We start from the raw sequence: 23804 nt of genomic DNA on the forward strand, positions 1-23804 counted from the left end.
GCTTATTCCTCTACACTAACCATATAGTAGACTTGGTTGATCATACCGCGGTTAGAAGGCGTATCTTGCACTTCTACAGTATGACCAATACGACGCAGACCTAAACCTTTAAGGCTAAGCTTGTGATTTTTCAAGCGGTGCGCAGAAGATTTAGTCTGGGTAACTTTAATCGTTTTCATGATTGATTACCCTTGAATTTGTTCTACTGAAAGACCACGTTTCGCAGCGACTTTCTCAGGAGAAGTCATGTCACGCAAACCTTTAAAAGTTGCGTTCACTACGTTAGCAGCGTTTGTAGAACCATAGCATTTTGTCAATACGTTATGTACGCCAACAGCTTCTAGAACTGCACGCATAGCACCGCCAGCAATTACACCAGTACCTTCAGAAGCAGGTTGCATGTAAACGCGGCTTGCACCATGACGAGCATTAATAGGGTGTTGTACAGTACCGTTAACAAGCTCAACAGTAATCATGTTACGACGTGCAGCTTCAAGTGCTTTAGAAATAGCAGCTGGAACTTCACGTGCTTTACCACGACCAAAACCTACGCGACCATTACCATCACCCACAACAGTTAATGCTGTGAAAGAGAAGATACGACCACCCTTAACAACTTTGGCTACACGATCAACGGCAACCAGCTTTTCAACAAGACCTTCGTTTTGTTCAACTTTAGCCATGATTAGAACTCCAAGCCGTTTTCACGAGCAGCATCAGCCAAGGCTTTGATACGACCATGATATTTGAAACCAGAACGGTCAAATGCAACTTTAGTTACGCCAGCTGCTTTCGCACGTTCTGCAATTAAAGCACCCACTTTTTGAGCCGCATCAACGTTACCAGTTGTACCAGCACGTAAAGTAGCATCTAAAGTTGAAGCTTGAGCTAAAACTTTGCCACCATCTGCTGAGATAACTTGAGCATAGATGTGACGCGGTGTGCGGTTTACACACAAGCGAGTCGCACCCAATGCACGAATGTGCAAGCGTGTGCTTTTCGCACGACGCAAACGGGATTGTTTCTTTTCGTTCATAAGAACCTCGCGCCTTATTTCTTCTTAGCTTCTTTACGAAGTACAACTTCGTCAGAATAACGAACACCTTTACCTTTATAAGGCTCTGGTGGACGGTAACCACGGATATCTGCAGCAACTTGACCTAAAGCTGCTTTATCAGCAGATTTAAGAATGATTTCAGTCGCTGTAGGAGTTTCAGCAGTTACACCTTCTGGAAGGTTGTAATCAATCGGGTGAGAGAAACCAAGGTTAAGGTTAACAACGTTACCTTTAACCGCAGCTTTATACCCAACACCGATAAGTTGTAACTTGCGTTCGAAACCTTCGCTAACACCTTTTACAAGGTTGTTTAACACAGCGCGAGCAGTACCAGCTTGCATCCAAGCGTCTTTCGACTCAGCTTTAGGAGCAATTTGAAGTTGACCTTCTTCCTGTTTTAGCTCGACCAGCGCATGCAGGTTGAAAGACAATGTACCTTTGCTGCCTTTCACTTCGACCTGCCGGCCGTTCTGAGTAACTGTTACACCGTTAGGTACAGTTACTGGGGCTTTAGCCACACGAGACATGAGGAATCACCTATTAAGAAACAAAAGCAATAACTTCACCACCGATGCCCGCAGCACGTGCAGCGCGATCAGTCATGATGCCTTTGCTTGTAGAAACAATTGCAATACCTAAACCTTGCTTAACGCTAGGAAGTGCATCTTTACCGCGATACTGGCGTAGACCTGGACGGCTTACACGTTTCACAGTTTCGATAACTGGTTTGCCTTCAAAATATTTTAACGTAAGTGTTAAAGTTGGTTTGCCTTCAGCATCTGCAACTTCTACGTTTGAAATATAACCTTCTTGTTGAAGTACGTTTGCAATTGCAACCTTCAACTTAGAATTTGGCATAGAAACAGTTTGTTTCTTTGCCATTTGTGCGTTACGAACACGGGTTAACATGTCGGCAACGGTATCTTGCATACTCATTTATAGTGCTCCTTACCAGCTTGCCTTAACAACGCCCGGTACATCACCTTGCATTACTGTATCGCGTAATTTGTTACGGCTTAAACCGAACTTACGGAAGTAACCATGAGGACGACCAGTTAAACCACAACGGTTACGTAGACGTACTGGAGACGCATTACGTGGTAATGCCTGTAACTTCATCATCGCATCGAAACGTTCTTCGTCGCTCGCATTTACATTTGCAATCGTAGCTTTTAATTCAGCACGTTTTGCAGCAAATTTAGCAACTGTTTTTTCGCGTTTCAATTCGCGATTAATCATACCTTTCTTAGCCATATCGACCTCTTATTTGAACGGGAAGCCGAATGCACGCATAAGCGCACGGCCTTCGTCATCGGTGCGAGCAGTCGTAGTAATGGTAATGTCCATACCACGAATACGATCAATCTTATCGAAATCGATTTCAGGGAACATGATTTGTTCCTTCAAACCCATCGAATAGTTACCACGACCATCAAATGATTTCGCAGAAAAACCGCGGAAGTCACGAATACGAGGGATCGCGATAGAGATCAAACGGTCTAAGAATTCGTACATTTGTTCGCCGCGTAAAGTAACTTTACAACCAATCGGCCAACCATCACGGATTTTGAAACCAGCGATTGATTTGCGAGCTAGAGTAAGAACTGGTTTTTGACCAGCAATCGCTTGCATATCAGAAAGAGCGCCATCTAACAATTTCTTGTCAGCTGATGCCGCACCAACACCCATGTTAATGGTGATTTTAGTGATGCGAGGAATCTCCATCACATTTTTAACGCCCAATTGCTCTTGTAACTGAGCTTTAAGTACGTCGTTGTAACGTGTTTTAAGTCTGGCCATTGCCTATTTCAACCTATTACTTCGCTACCGCCACTGATTCACCGTTAGATTTATAAACGCGAGTTTTCACGCCTTCAATCGTTTGGTAACCAACACGGTCAGCCTTTTGGGTTGTAGCATTAAAAATTGCCACGTTTGAGATATGAAGCTCAGCTTCTTGAGTTACGATGCCGCCTTCAGCGCCAGTAGCTCGGTTAGGCTTTTGATGCTTCTTCACCAAGTTAAGGCCTTCAACCTTAACGCGGTCATTAGAAACTGACAACACAGTACCCTGTTTGCCTTTTTCTTTACCTGCGATCACAATTACTTGATCGCCTTTTTTAATCTTAGCCATGAGTGCCTCTTATAGAACTTCAGGAGCCAATGAAATGATTTTCATGAACTGTTCAGTACGAAGTTCACGAGTCACTGGTCCGAAAATACGAGTTGCAATCGGCGCTTTGTTGTTGTTCAAAATTACAGCAGCGTTATCGTCGAAACGAATCACTGAACCGTCTGGACGACGGATACCAAATTTTGTACGTACAACTACAGCATTCATCACGTCACCTTTTTTAACACGTGCGCGTGGAATAGCTTCTTTTACAGTAACTTTAATAATGTCGCCAACAGAAGCATAACGACGATGTGAACCACCAAGTACTTTAATACATTGTACGCGGCGAGCACCACTGTTGTCTGCTACGTCGAGCATACTTTCGGTTTGAATCATTGCCCTACTCCAAAACCGAGCATCACCGGTCACATTTCGAAAGGCTCAAAGAGTACTCGAAATTAACCGATGATGCAACAAGAACGTCTAATTACTCAGCAGCTGCTTCAATCACTTCAACTAAAGTCCAAGACTTAGTTTTAGAAATTGGGCGGCTTTCTTTAATGGTCACTACGTCGCCAGTTTTAGCAACATTGTTCTCATCATGAGCGTGTAATTTAGTTGAACGGCGGATTGATTTGCCATACAACGGGTGTTGAACGCGGCGTTCAATAAGCACAACAATAGACTTGTCCATTTTGTCGCTTACAACTTTACCGGTTAACGTGCGAACTGTTTGTTCACTCATTGTCCGTTCCCCTGTTTTTCGGTAAGGAGTGTCTTGATACGAGCAATAGTCTTACGAGTAAGCGCAACTTCATGCGATTTACCCAATTGACCAGTTGCCTTAGCCATACGAAGACGGAATTGGTTAAGCTGTTGCTCATCAAGCAAAGCTGTCAACTCTTCTACCGATTTTTCACGTAGATCTTTAGTTTTCATTACATTACCGTCCGAGTCACGATAGTGGTTTTAAACGGAAGTTTAGCAGCTGCAAGCGTAAATGCTTCACGAGCCAATTCTTCGTTAACACCATCAATTTCGTACAAGACTTTACCTGGTTTGATTTGGCAAACCCAGTATTCCACAGAACCTTTACCTTTACCCATACGAACTTCTAATGGTTTTTCAGTAATTGGCTTGTCCGGGAAAACACGGATAAAGATCTCACCACCACGTTTAATACGACGGCTAATTGTACGACGCGCAGCTTCAATTTGACGCGCAGTCATTTGACCACGTTCAATAGATTTAAGTGCGATAGTACCGAAAGATACTGTGCTACCACGGTGTGCTAGACCAGTGTTACGGCCTTTTTGCACTTTGCGGAATTTAGTACGTTTAGGTTGCAACATGGATTATTCTCCTTTTTCAGCAGAACGATCATTGCGACGACCACGACGCTCTTGACCTTCACCACGACCGCGACCGCGTTTAGCTGGACGTTCTTCAGCAGGAGCAGGGTTCATGACTTGTTTCATGCCACCTAAGATCTCACCACGGAAAATCCAAACTTTAACACCAATCGTACCGTAAGTAGTTTCAGCACGCATAGTAGCGTAGTCGATGTCTGCACGAAGTGTATGCAAAGGTACACGACCTTCACGATACCATTCAGTACGTGCAATCTCAGCACCACCTAAACGACCAGAAACTTCAACTTTGATACCTTTAGCACCAGCACGCATCGTGTTCTGAACCGCACGCTTCATAGCACGACGGAACATTACACGTTTCTCTAATTGAGAAGCGATCGCTTCAGCAACTAAACGAGCGTCTAAGTCTGGGCGATCGATTTCGTTGATGCTTACTTGCGCAGGAACACCCATAATAGATGTTAATTCGCGTTGTAATTTTTCAATGTCTTCGCCTTTTTTACCGATAACGATACCAGGACGAGCAGTGCTAATAGTAATTTTAGCAGCGCCTGTAGGACGTTCGATAAGAATATTGCTGATCATTGCATTCTTAAGTTTTTTAATTAAAAACTCACGAACTTGCAAATCTTTAAGCAAGTATTCAGCGTATTGTTTCGGATTCGCATACCAGTTAGCGTTATGACGTTTCACAACACCTAGGCGGATACCGATTGGATGAACCTTCTGACCCATATCAAACCCCTACCTTAACGGTGATGTGACAAGTACGCTTAGTAATACGATCTGCACGGCCTTTAGCACGTGGCATAATACGTTTAAGGCTGATGCCTTCGTCAACGTAAATCGTAGATACTGTAAGGTCGTCTACATCTAAACTGTTATTATGTTCAGCGTTTGCAATCGCAGATTCCAACGCTTTTTTCACTAAAACTGCAGCTTTTTTGTTGCTGAAGTTCAAGATATTTAAAGCGTGAGCAACAGATTTGCCACGGATCAGATCTGCAACCAAACGTGCTTTTTGTGCCGAGATAGCGGCACCGCGTAATTTAGCAGTAACTTCCATCATCGCACCTTAACGTTTAGATTTCTTGTCAACACCGTGACCACGATAGGTACGAGTTGGCGCGAATTCACCGAGTTTATGACCAACCATGTGTTCAGATACAATCACTGGAACATGGTTACGACCATTATGAACAGAAATTGTTAGACCAACAAAATCTGGGAGAATCATCGAACGACGCGACCAAGTTTTGATCGGCTTGCGAGAGTTACTCGCTACAGCCGCTTCAACCTTAGCGAACAAGTGCGCATCGACGAATGGGCCTTTTTTCAGAGAACGAGGCATTGTCAGATTCCTTTACTTGTTACTTAACGCGACGGTCGCGAATAATCATCTTAGTCGTACGCTTGTTGGTACGTGTCTTGTACCCTTTAGCTTTTTGACCCCATGGGCTTACAGGTTGAATACCTTTGTTACGCCCTTCACCACCACCGTGTGGATGGTCAACTGGGTTCATCGCCATACCACGAACGGTAGGACGAACACCACGCCAGCGTGATGCACCAGCTTTACCTAGTGAACGAAGGTTGCTTTCTGAGTTAGAAACTTCACCCAAAACAGCACGGCATTCAACGTGAATTTTACGCATTTCACCAGAACGTAAACGAACGATAGCGTAAGAACCGTCACGACCCAACAACTGAACAGAAGTACCAGCTGAACGAGCTAATTGCGCGCCTTTACCGATTTTAAGCTCGATGTTGTGAAGAGTAGAACCGATAGGCATGTTGCGAAGTGGCAAGCAGTTACCTGGACGAATTGGAGCATCGTTACCAGATTGTACTTTATCACCAGCACGCAAACCTTTAGGCGCAATGATGTAACGACGTTCACCGTCAGCATATTTCAATAAAGCAATATGAGCTGTACGGTTAGGATCGTATTCAATACGTTCAACTACAGCTGGAATGCCGTCTTTGTTACGTTTGAAGTCAACGATACGGTAGTGTTGTTTATGACCACCACCAACGTGACGAGTTGTAATGTGACCGTTGTTATTACGACCACCAGTACGTTTTTTAGCTTCAACCAACGGAGCATAAGGCGCGCCTTTGTGAAGATGGTCGTGAACGACTTTCTCTACAAAGCGACGTCCTGGTGACGTTGGCTTACATTTTTGAATAGGCATAATTCTCGTCCTTATTCCGCTGCGCTTTCAGCGGTATCGCCCAAGTCAGCCATTTCAACATCTTGGCCAGCTTTCAGGGTGACGTATGCTTTTTTAACATCAGAACGACGTCCTAATGTTTTACCAAAGCGTTTAGTCTTACCTTTAGTGATCGTTGTGTTAACTTTAACAACTTGAACACCAAAGAGTTGTTCCACTGCTTTTTTGATTTCAAGTTTGTTTGCATTTAATGCAACTTTAAAAACTTGAACACCAGCAGTTTCACCTAAAACTTGTGCTTTTTCTGAGAATACAGGTCCTTGCAGGACTTGATAGATACGTTCGTTGTTCATCCGAGTTCTACCTCAATTTTCTTAGCAGCAGCTACAGACATAACAACTTTGTCGAACGCGATCAAGCTAACAGGATCAATTGCAGCAGCATCAACCACATCAACGTGTGGAATGTTGCGTGCAGCAAGATACAAGTTCTCATCAACAGCATCAGTAACGATTAATGCACGAGTAGCATTCAAGTCGTTAAGTTTTGCAAGCAACTCTTTAGTTTTTGGAGCAGCAACAGCAAACTCTTCAACTAAAACCAAGCGATCTTGACGAACAAGTTCAGCCAGGATGCATTGCATAGCACCGCGGTACATTTTACGGTTAACTTTTTGAGACCAATCTTGTGGACGAGCGGCAAAAGTTTTACCACCACCTACCCAGATCGGGCTACGAATAGAACCAGCACGCGCACGGCCAGTACCTTTTTGACGGAATGGCTTTTTACCACCGCCAGATACGTCAGCACGTGATTTCTGAGCTTTCGAACCTTGACGACCACCAGCCAAATAAGCTGTAACAACTTGGTGTACAAGAGCTTCGTTAAATTCACGACCGAAAGCAACTTCAGATAATTCAACAGCAGAGCCGGAAACAGTATTTAAATTCACGTTATTTCCCCTCAGGCCTTGATCGTAGGACGAACAGTTACGTCGCCACCAGTAGCACCAGGAACCGCGCCTTTAACAACCAGAACTGAACGTTCAGCGTCGATAGCAACGATTTCAAGACCCTGTGTAGTTACGCGTTCAGCACCTAAATGGCCAGCCATTTTTTTGCCTTTGAACACGCGACCAGGAGTCTGGTTTTGACCTGTAGAACCTAGAACACGGTGAGAAACAGAGTTACCGTGAGTAGCGTCTTGAGTACGGAAGTTCCAACGCTTAACACCACCTTGGAAGCCTTTACCTTTAGACTGACCAGTTACGTCAACAATTTGACCTACTGTAAACAGATCTACACCGATAGTAGCGCCAACTTCACGACCTTCAAGCTCAGCTTCTGATACGCGGAATTCTTGAACCAGACGACCAGCAGCAACACCCGCTTTAGCGAAGTGACCTTTCTGAGCGTTAGTTACGCGAGATTCGCGACGTTCACCAGTAGTGATTTGAATCGCTTGATAACCATCAGTTTCAAGCGTTTTGATTTGAGTGATGCGGTTAGGATCAACCTCAATCACTGTTACAGGTACAGAAACACCAGCATCTGTAAAGATACGAGTCATACCGCACTTGCGACCGACTAAACCAATAGCCATGTGCATAAACCTCTAAAAAAGCGGCCTAATTAACTTAGAGCGTTAATTAACCGAAAGCCTTAACCCAAAGCGATCTGAACATCAACACCAGCTGCAAGATCCAACTTCATCAATGCATCAACAGTTTTATCTGTAGGTTGAACGATGTCGATCAAACGTTTGTAAGTGCGGATCTCGTATTGGTCACGCGCATCTTTGTTAACGTGTGGTGATGTTAAAACGTTGAAACGTTCGATGCGAGTAGGCATCGGGATTGGACCACACACTTGTGCGCCAGTACGTTTTGCTGTTTCTACGATCTCTTGAGCTGATTGATCAATTAAACGGTGATCAAAAGACTTAAGACGGATACGAATTCTCTGGTTAGACATACCAGTTAACTCCAAGCCAAATATATATAAAGAATCACTCTTGACGCATCTCACCCCACTTTATGTGGGCAAGTGTCAAGAGCAGTGAATTATCACTAAGGTCATGATCGATGCCACGACTGTCACGATGTTAACTACTTTATTCGTAGCCAACCCCCTTTCATCAAAGGGTCGCCCATTATAGCGATTGTTTAACGCTTAAGCAAATCCATTTTTAACTTTTTCCTCTTTTTTTCTGTTTATCCTTTTAGTGTTTTGTTTAAAAATAACTCAGCATGCAGTTTTTTGTAAAACGTACTCTATCGCTTGGTTTAGTATTTGATTTCCTTTAATAAAGTCACTTTTAGACATACTTTTTAATTGACGTTCCGTTTGCACATATTGACCGGAAAAGCTCTCTAACTCTTCATCATTTTCTAAAAACAGTTGCAGTACCTCTGGGGTTATTTCAGGATGAAATTGAAATCCCAAGACATTTTTTCCAATTTGATACATTTGATTGCGGCAGGCATCATTTTCCGCCAGATGAATAGCGCCTTTCGGGATTTCAAAGGTTTCACTGTGCCATTGCATGACCTTAAACTGTTCTGGCAACTCAAAACACTCTTCAGACACATGCTTCACCCTACGTACCTCTGTCAAACCTAACTCCTGCTGTTCATTGCGCCTGACTGCCGCCCCCAAAGCATTGGCAATCAATTGCCCGCCCAGACACAAACCAATGGCCGGCTTACCCATAGATAAATAACGCCTGATCCAGCGCTTTTCTACTTTTAACCAGGGATAATTTGCTTCATCATTAACACTCATTGCCCCTCCCATAATAATGAGCAAATCTACATCTTCCACTTGCGGCAAAGCCTCGATATCAAGTGGTCGATCTACAGGTAAGGCAAAAAATTCCGTTGCGGTAATTTTAGCGTGATGCTGTTTTAAGAATTGATAACAACTGCCGAACCCTTCACCAGCAATATGCTGAAAATAATGTACTCTTAAATGCGACTTCATGCGCCTCCGCCTATTGTTTTAGCTCTGCCATAGTTTTAGCAAGAATGAAGCCAACTTTAGGCGTAAATTAAGGTTTCTATACATTTCGGCATTTATATAGCCTAATCCGCGTGTTTCTCTTAAGCTAAGACTAATTTTGGTACGACTTAGAGCATCACCTTGAAAAAAAACTCACAAACAGCACTCATTCACGCACCACGAAAAGCCCCACAATATATTTCTACCGTTCAACCTCCCGTGTTTCGTGCATCGACGATTATTTTTGACAACACCGATGCACTGTTTAATCGCCACTGGAGCGATGATTATGATTATAGTTATGGCACCCACGGCACGCCTACAACCTTTACTTTAGGCGACAACATTGCCCAGATCGAAGGCGGAAAATATTGTCTGCTGGCACCAAGTGGCTTGTCGGCTATTAATTTAGTGAATTCATGTTTTCTTGCCCAGGGGGATGAAGTCTGGGTGGCAGACAACATTTATGGTCCAAATATGGAACACCTGCATAACCTGCAAACGCGTTATGGTATTAGCATTAAAGTGTATAACCCGATTGATGCAGAGACTTTCCAGCCTACCGATAAAGCCAAACTCATCTGGTTAGAAGCAGCAGGTTCCGTGACCCTGGAATTTCCCGACCTGATCAATCTGGTGAAAAAAGCCAAAGCGCATAACATACTGACAGCACTTGACAATACCTGGGGTGCAGGGCTGGCTTTTAATGCCTTCAATTTTGGCGATGAGCATTTAAGTGTAGATGTGACTGTACATGCATTGACCAAATATCCAAGTGGTGGCGGTGATATCTTGATGGGTTCAGTAGTGACCCGTGACCAGAAACTGCATCATCAATTATTCCGGATGCATGCCATTCAGGGGATTAGTGTGTCGGGCGATGATGCTGCACAGGTACAACGTAGTCTGGCTTCAATGCAGGTGCGCTATCAACACCAGTCTGAAAGCTGTCTAACACTGCTGGACTGGCTCAAACAGCAATCAGAATTTGTCCAAGTGCTACATCCTGCCGATACTGAATCAGCAGGACATCAATACTGGAAAGAAATTTGCAGGGAAGAATACAGTGCCGGTCTGGTCAGTGTGATTTTTAAGCCCGAATATACTCTGGAAGATATCCGTCGCTTCTGCGATGCACTGGAACTGTTTAAACTGGGCTTTAGCTGGGGCGGACCAGTCAGTCTGGTCATGCTGTATAATTTAAAAGATATGCGCGTACTGGAACATTCCCACTTAAAAGAAGGACTTTTAGTCCGTTTTTGTATCGGACTCGAACATTCTCAAGATTTAATCCAGGATATCAAACAGGCATTACAGCAGTTAAACCAGCAAAAAATTAAAGAATAAAAAAGGACCTATCTATTATCAGTGTCAGGAAAATGCTACCAGTACACACCCAAAAATTGTTTTACATTCACAATTTTTCCCGGCACCACGGTTTGATTGCCGGGGTAGTCGGAACTGGTAAAAAGATGATTCTCGTGTTTTGACAGAAAAATTCAACTATGGGGAGGCTGGTATTTTTTGGCTGCGGCCGAATACCCGCCTACTCTTCCTTCAATCCAATTAACTCAATGCAGCCGGAAAAACCTAACCTACTGATCAGCCATAGCGTAATTACCAGCATGGATAAACTAAAGTCTGGATTTTGAATGTCTATTGAAAAGTTACAAAACCAAGTAGCAGCAAGTGCATCAAACAAAAAAGAAAAACCGCTTTAGAAAACAGTAACCCAGCGAAGCAGAAGTTCTGTCCACACAACAGCTGCGCCAACGGCACCTAACACTAGAGCAGAAAAAACATGCTGAACGTGCCGCCTAACAGCATAAAAAGCTGATTCAAGATACTGCCAGTACTTTTGCCGCCCGTGCTACAAGCAGCTTAGAAGGCTCGACCAAGCAAAACAGTCCGCTATTTAGAAGATTCACTAATGGCAGAAAATAATCTGGTTTACAAATCAAAAGCAATCAAACCATCGGATATTCTTATATTCCATAATTTTTTTATGGTTTAACCAAAAATAGGTGTTGTAAAAAGATTTTATAACATGTATTTTGAATACATCTTATAAATAACAGCCATGAGAGATCAAACATGACTCCGCAGCAAATCGACCTAGTAAAAGCCACTGTTCCTGTACTCCGTGAAAATGGCGTAGCATTAACTGGTTATTTTTATAACCGCATGCTGGGCAATAATCCAGATCTAAAAGAAACTTTTAATATGGGGCATCAGCGCAGTGGTGCACAGGCGCAAGCCTTGGCAGGCGCAGTATTGGCTTATGCTGAAAATATTGAAGATCCTTCTGTGTTGTTGCCTGTTGTTGAGTTAATCGCGCATAAACACGTTAGCCTGAACATTCAAGCACCTGACTATAATATTGTTGGTGAAAACCTGCTCCATTCAATCAGTGAAGTGTTAAGCATTTCAATGGACGATCCACTGATTGGTGCCTGGGCAGCAGCCTATGGTCAACTGGCAGACCTGTTCATCAGCACCGAAAAAGCCATTTACGATCAGCATCAACAAACCAAAGGCAGCTGGTTAGGCTGGCGCAATTTTAAAATTGCCAAAAAAGTAGTTGAAAGCGATGAAATCACGTCTTTCTATCTGCAACCTGTCGATGGCGGTGCATTGCCGAAATACGAAGCGGGCCAATATATTTCAGTACGTGTTTTCGTTGAAGAACTTGGCTTGAAACAACCTCGTCAATATACGCTTTCAACTAGCCCACAAGCGGACTATTTACGTATCTCGGTAAAACGTGAAGACCAAAAAGGCGACATGGTTCCAGGTTGGGTATCGAATACTTTACATAGCCTGCCAGAAGGTTCAGAAATTGAAGTTTCTGCACCAACAGGTAACTTTTACCTGATTGACCCAAATAAGCGTAATGTGTTTATCAGTGGCGGTGTAGGCCTGACTCCAATGATTGCCATGCTGAATCAGCTAGTGACGCTGGATATGCCACAACCGGTGACATTCATCCATGCCTGCCGTAGCAAACAAGTGCATGCAATGCATCAACACATTCAGGACTTAAAAGCAAAATATCCACGCCTCAGCACATTTACCGCTTATGAATTCCCGCATCCAGGCGATAAATTAGGTGAAGATTATGATGTTGCCGGTCGCTTGGACTTAAGCAGCATGGATAGCGCATTGTTACCTGTCAATGCCGACTACTATCTCTGCGGCCCAATGCCATTTATGGCTGAACAGCAAAAGGCGCTGGTTGCTCGCGGCATTCCTGCTGAAAATATTCACAGTGAAGCGTTTGGCACAGGTGGCGTGAAGCACTAACCCGCTGGGTCAGCATAAAATAAAGAGAGGGTTAGTCTGGTTATGCTAGACTAACCCTAATTTTTTACTTAAAAACATCAGTATTATCATGCAACTGAATAAATTCACTGACTATGCCTTGCGTATTTTAATCTATATCGCCCAACCGCGAGATATGCCTTATACCATTGCAGAAATTGCTCAGGACCTGCATGTGTCCAAAAACCATTTGGTGAAAATTGTGCACTTTATGGGCAAACAGAACTGGCTGATTACTACACGTGGCAAAGGTGGCGGTATTGCGCTCAACCCCGAAGCGCTTGAAATGCCCCTCGGTCAAATCGTGCGGATCCTGCAAGGTGAAAACCAGATTGTCGAATGCAATACCCCTCCTTGCGTACTGCGTCCTCAATGCGGTCTAAAAGGCATTCTTGATCTGGCACTGGAACAGTTTTATCTTAGTCTGGATCAATACACCCTGGCTCAGGTTTTAAATAACTCTCCTGCGGCCAAGTACACCACCCAATCCCCGATCCAGCTGATCAATCTTTAATTCCTGCGCTTGCAAAGTTCGCTTGACCGAACGACTTCCTTTATAATGTTCGCTTGTAGATCATTTATTGAAGTTGAGTTATGCATCACAGCAGAGGAAAATCCAAAAACAGTAAGACAGCCCATGCGCCCAAGCAAAAGATCAGCTATGAGAAAAAAGTTGATCCTGCCATTACTGAGTACTCTGTTCGCGCGTTGAACTGGTTGCGTAAAGCCGAATTCTTGATGAGTGCGCCAAAGCTGAGCCTGTGTGTTGAAGACACCGGTTATGAAGTTGCTTTTGCCGGACGTTCCAATGCCGGTAAATCTAGCGCCATTAATGCCTTAACCAACCAGAAGCAGCTGGCACGTGCCTCTAAAAAGCCAGGCCGTACCCAAATGATCAACTTTTTCAGCCTGGGTAATCCAGAACAGCGTCTGGTCGATTTGCCAGGTTATGGTTATGCAGCCGTACCGGAAGCGATGAAAATTGTCTGGCAAAAAGAACTGGAAAATTACCTGATTCACCGTAAAAGCCTGCAGGGCTTGGTATTGCTGATGGATATTCGCCATCCACTACAACATTTTGACGTGATGATGCTGGAATGGGCCTATTCACGTAAATTGTTCGTACATGTATTGCTGACCAAATCAGACAAACTGAATCGTGGACCGGCATCGAAAGCCTTGCAGGAAGTGAAAGCGGCATTGAAAAAGATGAAGCTGGATTTCTCCATTCAGTTGTTCTCGTCACTTAACAAGCAAGGCCTGGAAGAGCTGGCCAGTGTCATGGGTGGCCGATTGAACTTCACCCTTGAGCAATCCACACAATTTGATCTGGACAGCATTCCTGAAGCGAGCCTTGGTGATCTGGATGAACCACTCGAATCTTTAGATGTTGCAGAGGAAGAGTGCGAAACCGAAATTGCAGAAGATGCCACCGATGCAAGCCGACAAGCGGATTGATCGGGTCTGTCTGACAAAAATCCTCATCCATTAATATTCCAGTGTCCTGTATTGCTCATCACAATGCGGGACATTTTTTTCACACTGACCTTAAGCTCAAGTACAGTACTGCACAGTAAAATAATAAGGACAGTATGATGAAACTTCTCTCCCGTTTAAGGAACATCAAACTCAGCTGATTCATGAGCAATCCTATTTATCTGCCCAAAGTGACCTAGTCCTTTTTATCATCCATATAACACTAAAATTTCTGTATACAATTTCCACACAGTCGGGCTTTATGTCCTGCTTTTGATTTGTTCTAAGATAAAAGTCCAGGAAAACAACAATAAGGACAACCCTATGCAAGCACGGATTTCAGTCATTACTCTTGGGGTACGCGATCTGGAAAAATCATTACAGTTTTATCGTGAAGGTTTGGGCCTACACTGTGAAGGAATCACGGGTCAGGAATTTGAATATGGTCCGGTGGCCTTTATTGAACTACAGTCAGGCCTGAAACTCGCTTTATGGCCGCAAAGCAGCATTCAACAGGATACCGGACTGGAACTGACGCCGATGTGCGCCACTCAAATGACCTTGGGGCAAAATGTCTATAGCCCACTGGAAGTCGATCAGGTCATGGCTCAAGCAGCACATGCCGGTGCCAGAATCATTAGACCCGCACAAGCTACCTTTTACGGCGGCTATGCGGGTTATTTCCAAGATCCCGATGGTCATGTCTGGGAAATTGTATTTAATCCCAGCTTGGAGCTAGACTAATCAACTTGCGCTTCACGGCTATAACGATCGACCACTACACTGATCATCATGTCGCCCTGAACATTGACCACGGTACGCACGGTATCCAGCAAACGGTCGATCGGCAGTAAGATGGCAATGGCTTCTGCCGGTAAACCGACTGATTGCAGCACCATAATCATGGTCACCATACCGGCACTTGGAATACCGGGTGCACCCAGCGAGGCAATCATGGCGGTTGCACAGACCACCAGTTGCTGACCCAAACTTAAGTCCAGCCCCATCAGGTTGGCAATAAAAAGTGCTGCTGCAGCTTCATACAGCGCCGTGCCATCCATGTTCAGCTGAGTGCCCAAAGGAATGACAAAGCCTGCGGTTTGTGGACGTACCTTTAAATTTTCCTGCGCGCATTTCATCGACAGTGGCATGGTAGCCGAACTGGAACTGGTGGCAAATGCGGTAATCAGCGCAGCCCGTGTCCCTTTAAAGAAAGTGATCGGACTCATCTTGCCAAAAATCCAGAGCAACAAAGGCAATACTACTGCACCATGGAAAATGGTGGTTCCTGTCACCACGGCAGCGAACTCGGCCAGACGGCTTAATACAGAAACATCTTCGGTTGAAATCAGTTTTGCCAGTAAGGCAAAAATACCGAGCGGTGCCAGCTTCATCACCCAGCTAATCATCAGCATCATGATGTCAAAAAATTGCAGGCTTAACTTGCGTACACTGCGGAAATTCTCTCCGCCTTTAACCAGCGCCACCCCAATAAACAGCGCAAATACTACTACCGCCAGCACATTGCCTTCGGCAAAGGCTTTAAAGGGGTTAATTAAAGTATTTTGAATGAAATTGGTAAAAAAGGACGATGGCGTTAAGGTATCAGGCGTTTGATGACTGTTCATGGCATCCTGAAACATCACGATATCCACACCCTTGCCCACATTAAACAAATGGGCACAGCTTAAGCCTAAAATGAGTGCGAAGGTGGTGGTGGTGACACAGCACAGTAGAGTGATTTTCCAGACTCGGCCCAACTGTCCACCGGCCTGCAAATTCGAAACGCCGACCACAATCGAACTGAAAATCAGCGGAATCAGCAGCATTTTTAATAAACCAATAAAAATACTGCTGGCCAGACCCAAACCATAGAGACTGATATTGAAAAACTGGGTATTTGGAAACAGGTTTAACAGAAACCCGAATGCCACCCCTAAAATCACAGCAATCAATATTTGTGTATTTAAGCTCATCACGACATGCTTTTTATCATTAAGTCCTGTCAGGCACTATGCCATGGCCTATTTTTAGAATCGAGGAATTTTTTGTCACAAGCTCAGCATAAATGAATAAAAGCCAGCGGCTCACTTGGTCTGAATCATCAACACTTCGTTAAACTGATGGCATAAAATCTGCTTATGAATAAATACGCATTCAACCAATAATTAAAAGAGAATCGATATGAAAAAAATCATGCTTATGACCGCGCTACTTCTGCATATTCCCTTGGCATTTGCCCATCCAAACCATGGCTGCCATAAAGACATCTCCGAGGATATCCCTCGCTGCCACTAAATCACAATGACCAAGACAAGCATAAAAAAACCGGACAGCAGCTCCGGTTTTTTTATGACATTTTGAGCCTTATTGGGTTTCAATTTCACGCAAGCGGATCAGACCTTCCTGAGTGGTGCTGCACACCAGCTCGCCATTTTGCCACATACGGCCAAAATTCAGTCCGCGCGAACTGGCACTAATGGTGGCCTCCATATCATAGAGCATCCACTCATCAACACGGAATGGCTTATGGAAATACATGGCATGGTCAATGCTGGCACATTGCAGACTTGGGGAAATATAACTCAGACCATGTGGACGTAAAGCCGTCGTCATTAAGGTAAAGTCCGAGTAGAAAGCCGCAATAGCCTGATGCAATGAAATTTCATCAAGCTTCTGGGCAATCTGACCATGGGTGCGGATATAGTGAGCGTATGATGGGGCTTCAGGCTGTGGCTGGAACGGATTTTGTGGATTGACTGGACGAATTTCCACATGACGGTCACGCATAAAACTGGCACGCACATTTTCTGGCACAAATTCGACCAGCTGTGCTTTGAGCTCTGCTTCACTTTTCAGGTCTTCAACCGCAGGATATTCCGGCTCGGAGATTTGATAATTCAGGCCTTCTTCGGGATTGGCAAATGAAATCATGGCGGTAAAAATCGTCCGCCCATGCTGAATGGCACGCACCTGACGACTGACAAAACTCTTGCCATCACGCAAACGGTCTACTTCATAAATAATCGGTGCGTTGACATCTCCACCATATAAAAAATAGGCATGTAATGAATGTGCCGGACGATCTGCAGTATAGGATGCCGCACGTAAGGCCTGCCCCAACACCTGCCCACCAAAGACCCGCTTACCGACCAGATTACGGCTTTGTCCCCGGTAAATATTTTCTTCAATTTTTTCAAGGCTCAGTAATTCAACCAGTTCTTGGGTTAAGGCGTTCATAAGCAACCTGTTTTTAATGTGGGATACCTAAAATCTAGGCGAAAAATTTCAATCAATCAGCTAAGCTATAATTGCTATTTTGCCACAAATCCCAAAGAAAGCCCTAAAAGTTCGACTGACTGGCCTGTCACGCGATTTGTGCTGAATATTCGCTAAAAATACGATTTTTAACGATAAAATTTAACACTCGAAATGCATTTTGTCAGAAAATGACATATTGTTTTAAATTACAATGATGCAAAACTGTTTCCCCCTCAGAAAATCTGTGGTTTCGGTCATTTAAGTAGGAGTATGTATGTCCAAGAGTGGCTTTGGTCAAATCTATCGTCAGCTTTCCAGTAAGCTGCTTGACCTGGTGGTAACCCCACATGTTCTTGGTGAGGTTCCTACTGAACCGACAACTACAGAAGTAAATTCCCAGACAGAGCAACCCGTTCAACAAAAAGTGGTGTGCTATGTATTACAAAATTATTCGCGCAGTAATGCCCTGATTGTCGATGGCGAAACCCGCCGGCTAAAACTATCACCGGCATTAGATCCGCTGGTGGTGGGCGATCATAAGGAAAAAGCATCGATACTGTTCCTGCAGCACCATGATGAAAACAATTTACTCAATTCTCCGCCGCATGCCTTTCCGCCACGCTTATTGCGCTTGATCGAGATTCTGGAACATCATCCTCAGGTGGATATTGAACTGATTCCGGTCACCGTATTATGGGGACGTTCACCAGACAAAGAAGACTCCTGGCTGAAACTGCTGTTTACCGATACATGGGCAACGCCAGGTACCGTAAAACAGTTGGTGAATATTGGTCTGCATGGTCGTCAATCCTATCTGGAATTCCATCAGGGCCAGTCTTTACGCCAGCTGATCGAATTTGCCAAACAGACCCATCCAAACCTTTCACCTGCAACGTATATTCTGAATAAACTGAACAACTATCTGGACGGTCAGCGTGAAGTCGTGCTCGGTCCGGATCTATCCGACCGCCGTAACGTGATGCATTCACTGATCAAATCTACGGATGTTCAGGATGCCATCCGCCGGGAAAGCATCCGTGGCAAAATCAGCATGATTGAGGCTGAACGCCGTGCCATTGGCTATTTAAACGAGATTGTATCGGACTATTCGCATTCAGCCGTGCGTTTTGCCGATATGGCGCTGACCCGTTTATGGACCCAGCTCTATGATGGCGTAGAAGTGCATAATTTCAGTACTGTGCGGGAACTGGCCAAAGACTACGAGATTATTTATACCCCTTGTCACCGCAGTCATATTGACTATTTATTACTGTCTTATGTGATTTATAAACGTGGCATGATGGTGCCGTACATTGCTGCCGGCGATAACTTGAACATGCCTTTTGTCGGACAATTATTGCGTGGTGGCGGTGCCTTCTTTATTCGCCGTACTTTCCGTGGTAATGGTCTGTACACCACAGTATTTAAAGAATATCTATTCAACATTCTTTCCCGTAACACCCCACTGGAATACTTTATTGAAGGCGGTCGTTCACGCACGGGACGTTTGCTGCCAGCAAAAACCGGTATGCTGGCCATGACGGTTCACGGGCATTTGCGTGGCCGTTCCAAACCGATCGTGTTTGTACCGACCTATATTGGCTACGAACGCCTGATGGAAGGTGCCACCTATGTCGGCGAAATGAACGGTAAAGACAAAGAATCCGAGTCGATCATGGGGATTGTAAAAACCCTGCGCAAAATCGAACGTATCTTTGGCCAAGTGCATGTGAATTTTGGTGAGCCGGTATTCCTTGATGACATGCTGAAACAGCATGGTGCGGAAAATATTAAAATTGCCAAGAATGATGATCCGATTCCGCAAGAAGTGTCTGATACAGTAAACAGTGCTGCGCATGCGATTCTGGAAAACATTAACCGTGCTGTGGTGATCAATCCGGTATCGCTGCTTTCACTGATTCTTTTAGCTACGCCTAAGCATACGCTGGATGAAGAAATCTGCATCAAGCAACTGGATGCCTACCGTAAGCTATTGACTGCATTACCTTATGATGCACGTACTCAGGTAACACCGCTTTCAGGCAAGGAAATTATTGCCTACGGTTTGAAACTGAAACTGATTAAACGTGTGAAGCATGTCCTGGGTGATATCATTGCCATTGAAGACAATCAGGCAGTATTGCTGACTTATTTCCGTAACAACATTCTGCATGCCTTCGTGTTGCCGTCACTGATTGCTGCACTGGTAGAACATAATGGTTCGATTCGCCGTGGTGATTTGATCAATGTCATTCGCACCCTTTATCCATTCCTGAAAGCGGAATTGTTCCTAAAATGGAAAGATGAAGAGCTGAAAGATCAGATCTGTGCTTATGCAGAAGCGCTGATTCAGGCCAAACTGATTTCTGAAGATAGCGAGGGCAACCTGCTTTCCCCTGCACCAAATTCAGAAGATCACAATCAGCTGGTAGTGCTTGCTGCCCCTGTGATGCAAAGTCTGGAGCGTTACTACATGACCCTGACTTTAATCACCCAGCGTGGTTCAGGCAACATCTCTACCCGTCAGGTGGAAGAGCTCAGTCATCTGGTTGGTCAACGTCTGTCGGTATTGTATGAATTCAACTCACCGGAGTTCTTTGATAAATCGCTGTTCCAGAGTTTCATTAAAGTGCTGACTCAGCAGGGCTATATCCGTAACAATGAAGATAACGCCATTGTGTTTGACGAGAACTTCCAGAACGTTGCACAGTACGCCAATCTGGTACTGGATGATGTGACCTTGCAGATGCTTCAGCACATTACCGCCTTCAGCGATGAAGAGTTAAAAGAAGCTTTGGATGCCGTTGCAGCGCAACAGGCGAAACGCCGTTTAAAACGCAAGAAGAAATAATCTTCCTTCTCCGTTCCCTCTCCTTTTAGGAGAGGGCTAGGGAGAGGTCTGTTAAATACTCTACTTGAGCTATTATAAAGCGCAAGTGAGGGCTAGGGAGAGGTTAATTAAAGAACCCTCCTCCTAACCTCCTCCCATAGGGAGGAGGGACTTCAAATACCAAGGTGACATTCACTCCGTCTTTAATAATTCCGCATAATCACTAAAACAATCCTCATGCTCTAGCTGAAATCCACTTTCCCTCATCCGTGTAGCAAAAATCCGTTTACCTGTTTCCTTCGGACTTGCTACAACCAGTTCAGGCAAATTGAGTTGCCGCTGAAACCACTGAATCACTTCGTGTAAAGGTAGAGGCTGGTTATTGGTGACAATATAGGACGTTTCTGGATGTTCCACGTGAATCAACTGCACTAAAAACTGGGCCAAATCATCAATATGAATCCGGTTAGACCAGTGAATTTGAGGATAGCTTTGGGTCGTTGCAGCCAGCTTGATCATCCTCGCCACGGACGTGCCGTAAATTCCTGTAGGACGGATCACCACACAGCGTTCAGCGAATGCCTGTTGATAGAGTTGCTCCATTTTCCAGAGTAATCGCCCCTGCTCATCTACAGGTTGAATAACAGATTCATCATCAATACGCTCGCCCGTATTTTCACCATAAACCCGAGTTGACGACACCACCACAATTTTTTGTACTGGATGGGACTTTAAGGCTTGAACAATCGGAGCAACCGAATCGACATAAGTCTGTTGATAGCCTTCCACAGTACTTTGTGACGGTGACAATAAAATATAGACCCAATCCACAGGTTCAAGATAAGTCAAATCTAGCTGATGCACATCCTGAATTAGATGAGTCGCATAGTGATCGGTTTTCGGACTTTGGCTGATTGTGGTAATTTGGTGCCCTTGCTGAAATAATTGTTTGGCAACCCGGGTAGAGGTTTGACCATAACCTATAAATAATATATGCATTAAGCACCTGATGATTTAACTCAAGTTGAGGGGACATGGCTGCAGTCCATCAATTGCAAGGGGTAGGAACTGCCTCTGCTGCACTACTGGAAAAACTGAATATTTTTACGACAGATGATTTGCTGTTTCATCTACCGCGTGATTATGAAGATCGTAGCACGATCATCTCCATGAACCAATTATCCGTGGGGCGTAGCTATTTGCTGGAAGGTATTGTGAAAGGGGTTGATTTTCCACCAGGTAAGCGTAAATCCATGGCCATACAGCTCCAGGATGATTTTGGCAAAGTCACCTTGCGTTTTTACCATGTCTATAAAGCCCTGACCGATCGAGCTAAAGTCGGCAACCGCTTGCGCATTTTTGGTGAAGTTCGTGTCGGTGCACGTGGTCTGGAACTGTATCATCCTGAAATTCAACTGATTACCGAACATACCCCCCTACCGAAAACCCAGCTTACTGCCATTTATCCAGCAACAGAAGGCTTAACTCAGCCCAAGCTGCGTGAATATGTTAAACAGGCACTAAAACAGCATAGTGATGAGCTGCCTGAATTATTGCCAGAAAAATTCACCAATGGTTATGCGCTAAAACAGGCACTGCAATATATTCATGAACCGCCACTGAATGCCAATATGCTACAGCTGGCGCAAGGTTCTCATCCGGCCCAGCAGCGGCTGATTTTTGAAGAGCTGGTGGCCCATCAGATCAGTCTGCTCTCACGGCGTGCCTATATCCAGCAGATTGCCGCCCCCTCTTTTAGCCCAAGTAAAAATTTTGCCAAGCAGTTATTGGCTGGCTTGCCTTTTGAAATGACCGGTGCACAAAAACGGGTCTCCAAAGAAATTATGCAGGACTTAAAACAGAACAAGCCGATGCTGCGTCTGGTTCAGGGCGATGTCGGTGCTGGTAAAACACTGGTGGCTGGCGTTGCTGCCTGTCATGCGCTGGAAGAAGGCTGGCAAGTGGCACTGATGGCACCAACGGAAATCCTGGCGGAACAGCATTATCTGAACTTTAAAAAATGGTTTGAGCCTTTAGGTCTGAATGTATCCTGGCTTTCAGGCAAACAGAAAGGTAAAGCTCGTGCAGCAGCTGAGCAAACCATTAAACAAGGCATGGCCAATCTGGTGGTAGGTACTCATGCCCTGTTTCAGGAAAATGTCCAATTTGCCAAACTCGGTCTGGTGATTATTGATGAGCAGCATCGCTTTGGGGTCGATCAGCGACTGGCACTACGCAATAAAGGTGCCAATAACATGACCCCACATCAACTGGTCATGACTGCTACCCCTATTCCACGCACGCTCGCCATGTCTGCTTATGGTGATCTGGATACTTCGGTGATTGACGAACTGCCACCGGGCCGCACCCCAATTCAGACCGTCACCATTCCTTTGGACCGCCGTGAAGAAGTGCTACAGCGTATTGCTACAAACTGTGCTGAAGGCAAACAGGCCTATTGGGTCTGCACGTTGGTAGAACAGTCGGAAACGCTGGATGCACAGGCTGCTGAAGCGACTTATCAGGAAATTAAGGAACGCTTTCCGCAGCTCAACATTGGTCTGGTGCATGGCAAAATGAAAGCCGATGAAAAACAATCCGTAATGCAGCAGTTTAAAGACAATCAGTTGCAACTTTTGATTGCTACTACGGTCATTGAGGTTGGCGTGGATGTTCCAAATGCATCCATCATGGTGATTGAAAATGCTGAACGTCTGGGACTTTCACAGCTGCATCAGTTACGCGGTCGGGTCGGTCGTGGTGCGACTGCCAGTTTCTGTGCCTTGCTATATAAAAATCCGCTTTCGCAAAATGGACAGGAACGGCTGCGGATTATGCGTGAAACCAATGACGGTTTTATCATTGCCGAAAAAGATCTGGAAATTCGCGGGCCGGGGGAATTGCTCGGCACCAAGCAAACCGGTGACATGGGCTTTCGGGTCGCCAAGTTAGAACGTGATGATCATTTGCTGAATCAGGCACATTATGTCGCGCAGCAAATCCTAAAAGACTATCCAGACAATGCAGAAGCCCTGTTAAAACGCTGGCTACCTGAAGCCCCTCGCTATGCCTATGTATAAAAATAATGTAAGACACCTATAAAATAACAGGCTGAGTCGGTTATTTATTATCGTATAAGTGGCATGGATGCTGCCGATCTTGAAACCACCAATAAACTGTGCAAAATAAAGTTAAAT

31 protein-coding genes are annotated in these 23804 nt (G+C 44.7%); 7 read left to right on the plus strand and 24 right to left on the minus strand.

Going from position 1 to position 23804, the window contains the following annotated elements; genetic code table 11:
* Positions 1-2: 2 nt before the first annotated feature.
* From rpmD to FTT87_RS07990, 21 genes are all read right to left on the minus strand, one after another.
* Positions 3-179, minus strand: a complete 177-nt coding sequence (rpmD, locus tag FTT87_RS07890; RefSeq protein ID WP_067762901.1) for a 50S ribosomal protein L30 — start codon at positions 177-179, stop codon at positions 3-5.
* 6 nt (positions 180-185) lie between these two features.
* Positions 186-683 carry a 30S ribosomal protein S5 gene (rpsE, locus tag FTT87_RS07895; protein WP_086195763.1) on the minus strand — a complete coding sequence of 166 codons (498 nt, stop codon included), beginning with the start codon at positions 681-683 and terminating at the stop codon, positions 186-188.
* A gap of 2 nt (positions 684-685) precedes the next feature.
* Positions 686-1036, minus strand: a complete 351-nt coding sequence (rplR, locus tag FTT87_RS07900) for a 50S ribosomal protein L18 (RefSeq protein WP_086195764.1) — start codon at positions 1034-1036, stop codon at positions 686-688.
* A 14-nt stretch (positions 1037-1050) separates the two neighbouring features.
* Entirely contained in the window at positions 1051-1584 is a 534-nt protein-coding gene (gene rplF, locus FTT87_RS07905) for a 50S ribosomal protein L6 (protein WP_086195765.1), read from the minus strand.
* A 13-nt stretch (positions 1585-1597) separates the two neighbouring features.
* Positions 1598-1993, minus strand: coding sequence for a 30S ribosomal protein S8 (gene rpsH, locus FTT87_RS07910; protein ID WP_086195766.1), 396 nt, complete (start codon positions 1991-1993; stop codon positions 1598-1600).
* A gap of 12 nt (positions 1994-2005) precedes the next feature.
* Complete coding sequence (gene rpsN, locus FTT87_RS07915; protein WP_086174452.1) at positions 2006-2311, minus strand: 30S ribosomal protein S14; 306 nt, start codon at positions 2309-2311, stop codon at positions 2006-2008.
* 9 nt (positions 2312-2320) lie between these two features.
* Complete coding sequence (rplE, locus tag FTT87_RS07920; RefSeq protein ID WP_086195767.1) at positions 2321-2857, minus strand: 50S ribosomal protein L5; 537 nt, start codon at positions 2855-2857, stop codon at positions 2321-2323.
* Between the two features lie 16 nt (positions 2858-2873).
* Entirely contained in the window at positions 2874-3191 is a 318-nt protein-coding gene (gene rplX, locus FTT87_RS07925; protein WP_086195768.1) for a 50S ribosomal protein L24, read from the minus strand.
* Positions 3192-3200: 9 nt separating this feature from the next.
* Positions 3201-3569 carry a 50S ribosomal protein L14 gene (gene rplN, locus FTT87_RS07930; RefSeq protein ID WP_004657680.1) on the minus strand — a complete coding sequence of 123 codons (369 nt, stop codon included), beginning with the start codon at positions 3567-3569 and terminating at the stop codon, positions 3201-3203.
* Positions 3570-3660: 91 nt separating this feature from the next.
* Entirely contained in the window at positions 3661-3918 is a 258-nt protein-coding gene (gene rpsQ / locus FTT87_RS07935) for a 30S ribosomal protein S17 (protein ID WP_086195769.1), read from the minus strand.
* A complete protein-coding gene (rpmC, locus tag FTT87_RS07940) occupies positions 3915-4112 on the minus strand; it encodes a 50S ribosomal protein L29 (protein ID WP_004650482.1) in 198 nt (65 codons plus the stop codon). Before rpmC ends, rpsQ begins: the two co-directional genes overlap by 4 nt.
* Positions 4112-4525, minus strand: coding sequence for a 50S ribosomal protein L16 (rplP, locus tag FTT87_RS07945; RefSeq protein WP_180174652.1), 414 nt, complete (start codon positions 4523-4525; stop codon positions 4112-4114). The genes rpmC and rplP overlap by 1 nt, the downstream gene beginning before the upstream one ends.
* A 3-nt stretch (positions 4526-4528) precedes the next feature.
* Positions 4529-5281, minus strand: coding sequence for a 30S ribosomal protein S3 (gene rpsC, locus FTT87_RS07950; RefSeq protein WP_086195770.1), 753 nt, complete (start codon positions 5279-5281; stop codon positions 4529-4531).
* A 1-nt stretch (position 5282) separates the two neighbouring features.
* Positions 5283-5612, minus strand: a complete 330-nt coding sequence (gene rplV, locus FTT87_RS07955; protein WP_086195771.1) for a 50S ribosomal protein L22 — start codon at positions 5610-5612, stop codon at positions 5283-5285.
* Between the two features lie 9 nt (positions 5613-5621).
* Positions 5622-5897: a 30S ribosomal protein S19 gene (rpsS, locus tag FTT87_RS07960; protein WP_004869548.1), complete on the minus strand. Its 276-nt coding sequence runs from the start codon at positions 5895-5897 to the stop codon at positions 5622-5624.
* Between the two features lie 19 nt (positions 5898-5916).
* Positions 5917-6741, minus strand: coding sequence for a 50S ribosomal protein L2 (gene rplB / locus FTT87_RS07965; protein WP_086195772.1), 825 nt, complete (start codon positions 6739-6741; stop codon positions 5917-5919).
* Positions 6742-6752: 11 nt separating this feature from the next.
* A complete protein-coding gene (gene rplW, locus FTT87_RS07970; RefSeq protein ID WP_086195773.1) occupies positions 6753-7073 on the minus strand; it encodes a 50S ribosomal protein L23 in 321 nt (106 codons plus the stop codon).
* Positions 7070-7672, minus strand: a complete 603-nt coding sequence (gene rplD / locus FTT87_RS07975; protein WP_086195774.1) for a 50S ribosomal protein L4 — start codon at positions 7670-7672, stop codon at positions 7070-7072. The genes rplW and rplD overlap by 4 nt, the downstream gene beginning before the upstream one ends.
* 11 nt (positions 7673-7683) lie before the next feature.
* The gene (rplC, locus tag FTT87_RS07980; RefSeq protein WP_086195775.1) at positions 7684-8322 is read right to left on the minus strand and encodes a 50S ribosomal protein L3; all 639 of its coding nucleotides are present in this window, start codon (positions 8320-8322) and stop codon (positions 7684-7686) included.
* 59 nt (positions 8323-8381) lie between these two features.
* Positions 8382-8693 carry a 30S ribosomal protein S10 gene (rpsJ, locus tag FTT87_RS07985; RefSeq protein WP_000070912.1) on the minus strand — a complete coding sequence of 104 codons (312 nt, stop codon included), beginning with the start codon at positions 8691-8693 and terminating at the stop codon, positions 8382-8384.
* 270 nt (positions 8694-8963) lie between these two features.
* Positions 8964-9701 carry a type 1 glutamine amidotransferase gene (locus FTT87_RS07990; RefSeq protein WP_180042108.1) on the minus strand — a complete coding sequence of 246 codons (738 nt, stop codon included), beginning with the start codon at positions 9699-9701 and terminating at the stop codon, positions 8964-8966.
* Positions 9702-9860: 159 nt separating this feature from the next.
* Here FTT87_RS07990 and FTT87_RS07995 point away from each other — a divergent pair, with 159 nt between their 5' ends.
* The 5 genes from FTT87_RS07995 (at position 9861) to FTT87_RS08015 (ending at position 15260) form a co-directional block, all read left to right on the plus strand.
* Positions 9861-11066, plus strand: coding sequence for a PLP-dependent transferase (locus tag FTT87_RS07995; protein ID WP_180174653.1), 1206 nt, complete (start codon positions 9861-9863; stop codon positions 11064-11066).
* A 747-nt stretch (positions 11067-11813) separates the two neighbouring features.
* Positions 11814-13022: an NO-inducible flavohemoprotein gene (gene hmpA, locus FTT87_RS08000; RefSeq protein ID WP_092820762.1), complete on the plus strand. Its 1209-nt coding sequence runs from the start codon at positions 11814-11816 to the stop codon at positions 13020-13022.
* Positions 13023-13110: 88 nt separating this feature from the next.
* Positions 13111-13554, plus strand: coding sequence for an Rrf2 family transcriptional regulator (locus FTT87_RS08005; RefSeq protein ID WP_180174654.1), 444 nt, complete (start codon positions 13111-13113; stop codon positions 13552-13554).
* An 80-nt stretch (positions 13555-13634) separates the two neighbouring features.
* Positions 13635-14498, plus strand: a complete 864-nt coding sequence (yihA, locus tag FTT87_RS08010; RefSeq protein ID WP_092820758.1) for a ribosome biogenesis GTP-binding protein YihA/YsxC — start codon at positions 13635-13637, stop codon at positions 14496-14498.
* 342 nt (positions 14499-14840) lie between these two features.
* On the plus strand, positions 14841-15260 hold the full coding sequence (locus FTT87_RS08015) for a VOC family protein (protein ID WP_180174655.1): 420 nt from the start codon (positions 14841-14843) through the stop codon (positions 15258-15260).
* Here the strand turns inward: FTT87_RS08015 and FTT87_RS08020 are convergent.
* Complete coding sequence (locus tag FTT87_RS08020; RefSeq protein WP_180174656.1) at positions 15257-16492, minus strand: dicarboxylate/amino acid:cation symporter; 1236 nt, start codon at positions 16490-16492, stop codon at positions 15257-15259. The two genes, FTT87_RS08015 and FTT87_RS08020, sit on opposite strands and share 4 nt — an antisense overlap.
* Positions 16493-16883: 391 nt before the next feature.
* Positions 16884-17756, minus strand: a complete 873-nt coding sequence (locus FTT87_RS08025; RefSeq protein WP_166168705.1) for an acyl-CoA thioesterase II — start codon at positions 17754-17756, stop codon at positions 16884-16886.
* A gap of 295 nt (positions 17757-18051) precedes the next feature.
* On the opposite strand from FTT87_RS08025, the gene plsB reads away from it, so the two are divergent.
* Positions 18052-20628: a glycerol-3-phosphate 1-O-acyltransferase PlsB gene (gene plsB / locus FTT87_RS08030; protein WP_180174657.1), complete on the plus strand. Its 2577-nt coding sequence runs from the start codon at positions 18052-18054 to the stop codon at positions 20626-20628.
* Between the two features lie 171 nt (positions 20629-20799).
* Here the strand turns inward: plsB and FTT87_RS08035 are convergent, their stop codons facing one another.
* Positions 20800-21606 (minus strand): NAD-dependent epimerase/dehydratase family protein, encoded by an 807-nt coding sequence (locus FTT87_RS08035; RefSeq protein WP_180174658.1) that lies wholly within the window; start codon positions 21604-21606, stop codon positions 20800-20802.
* Positions 21607-21641: 35 nt separating this feature from the next.
* Here FTT87_RS08035 and recG point away from each other — a divergent pair, with 35 nt between their 5' ends.
* On the plus strand, positions 21642-23687 hold the full coding sequence (gene recG, locus FTT87_RS08040; RefSeq protein WP_180174659.1) for an ATP-dependent DNA helicase RecG: 2046 nt from the start codon (positions 21642-21644) through the stop codon (positions 23685-23687).
* Positions 23688-23804 lie beyond the last annotated feature (117 nt).

This window comes from Acinetobacter sp. YH01022, from assembly GCF_013420235.1.
Lineage (GTDB): Bacteria > Pseudomonadota > Gammaproteobacteria > Pseudomonadales > Moraxellaceae > Acinetobacter.

Coding starts and splice junctions, on each gene's coding strand:
- rpmD (WP_067762901.1), bottom strand. CDS start 179: ATGAAAACGATTAAAGTTACCCAGACTAAATCTTCTGCGCACCGCTTG.
- rpsE (WP_086195763.1), bottom strand. CDS start 683: ATGGCTAAAGTTGAACAAAACGAAGGTCTTGTTGAAAAGCTGGTTGCC.
- rplR (WP_086195764.1), bottom strand. CDS start 1,036: ATGAACGAAAAGAAACAATCCCGTTTGCGTCGTGCGAAAAGCACACGC.
- rplF (WP_086195765.1), bottom strand. CDS start 1,584: ATGTCTCGTGTGGCTAAAGCCCCAGTAACTGTACCTAACGGTGTAACA.
- rpsH (WP_086195766.1), bottom strand. CDS start 1,993: ATGAGTATGCAAGATACCGTTGCCGACATGTTAACCCGTGTTCGTAAC.
- rpsN (WP_086174452.1), bottom strand. CDS start 2,311: ATGGCTAAGAAAGGTATGATTAATCGCGAATTGAAACGCGAAAAAACA.
- rplE (WP_086195767.1), bottom strand. CDS start 2,857: ATGGCCAGACTTAAAACACGTTACAACGACGTACTTAAAGCTCAGTTA.
- rplX (WP_086195768.1), bottom strand. CDS start 3,191: ATGGCTAAGATTAAAAAAGGCGATCAAGTAATTGTGATCGCAGGTAAA.
- rplN (WP_004657680.1), bottom strand. CDS start 3,569: ATGATTCAAACCGAAAGTATGCTCGACGTAGCAGACAACAGTGGTGCT.
- rpsQ (WP_086195769.1), bottom strand. CDS start 3,918: ATGAGTGAACAAACAGTTCGCACGTTAACCGGTAAAGTTGTAAGCGAC.
- rpmC (WP_004650482.1), bottom strand. CDS start 4,112: ATGAAAACTAAAGATCTACGTGAAAAATCGGTAGAAGAGTTGACAGCT.
- rplP (WP_180174652.1), bottom strand. CDS start 4,525: ATGTTGCAACCTAAACGTACTAAATTCCGCAAAGTGCAAAAAGGCCGT.
- rpsC (WP_086195770.1), bottom strand. CDS start 5,281: ATGGGTCAGAAGGTTCATCCAATCGGTATCCGCCTAGGTGTTGTGAAA.
- rplV (WP_086195771.1), bottom strand. CDS start 5,612: ATGGAAGTTACTGCTAAATTACGCGGTGCCGCTATCTCGGCACAAAAA.
- rpsS (WP_004869548.1), bottom strand. CDS start 5,897: ATGCCTCGTTCTCTGAAAAAAGGCCCATTCGTCGATGCGCACTTGTTC.
- rplB (WP_086195772.1), bottom strand. CDS start 6,741: ATGCCTATTCAAAAATGTAAGCCAACGTCACCAGGACGTCGCTTTGTA.
- rplW (WP_086195773.1), bottom strand. CDS start 7,073: ATGAACAACGAACGTATCTATCAAGTCCTGCAAGGACCTGTATTCTCA.
- rplC (WP_086195775.1), bottom strand. CDS start 8,322: ATGGCTATTGGTTTAGTCGGTCGCAAGTGCGGTATGACTCGTATCTTT.
- rpsJ (WP_000070912.1), bottom strand. CDS start 8,693: ATGTCTAACCAGAGAATTCGTATCCGTCTTAAGTCTTTTGATCACCGT.
- FTT87_RS07990 (WP_180042108.1), bottom strand. CDS start 9,701: ATGAAGTCGCATTTAAGAGTACATTATTTTCAGCATATTGCTGGTGAA.
- hmpA (WP_092820762.1), top strand. CDS start 11,814: ATGACTCCGCAGCAAATCGACCTAGTAAAAGCCACTGTTCCTGTACTC.
- FTT87_RS08005 (WP_180174654.1), top strand. CDS start 13,111: ATGCAACTGAATAAATTCACTGACTATGCCTTGCGTATTTTAATCTAT.
- yihA (WP_092820758.1), top strand. CDS start 13,635: ATGCATCACAGCAGAGGAAAATCCAAAAACAGTAAGACAGCCCATGCG.
- FTT87_RS08015 (WP_180174655.1), top strand. CDS start 14,841: ATGCAAGCACGGATTTCAGTCATTACTCTTGGGGTACGCGATCTGGAA.
- FTT87_RS08020 (WP_180174656.1), bottom strand. CDS start 16,492: ATGAGCTTAAATACACAAATATTGATTGCTGTGATTTTAGGGGTGGCA.
- FTT87_RS08025 (WP_166168705.1), bottom strand. CDS start 17,756: ATGAACGCCTTAACCCAAGAACTGGTTGAATTACTGAGCCTTGAAAAA.
- plsB (WP_180174657.1), top strand. CDS start 18,052: ATGTCCAAGAGTGGCTTTGGTCAAATCTATCGTCAGCTTTCCAGTAAG.
- FTT87_RS08035 (WP_180174658.1), bottom strand. CDS start 21,606: ATGCATATATTATTTATAGGTTATGGTCAAACCTCTACCCGGGTTGCC.
- recG (WP_180174659.1), top strand. CDS start 21,642: ATGGCTGCAGTCCATCAATTGCAAGGGGTAGGAACTGCCTCTGCTGCA.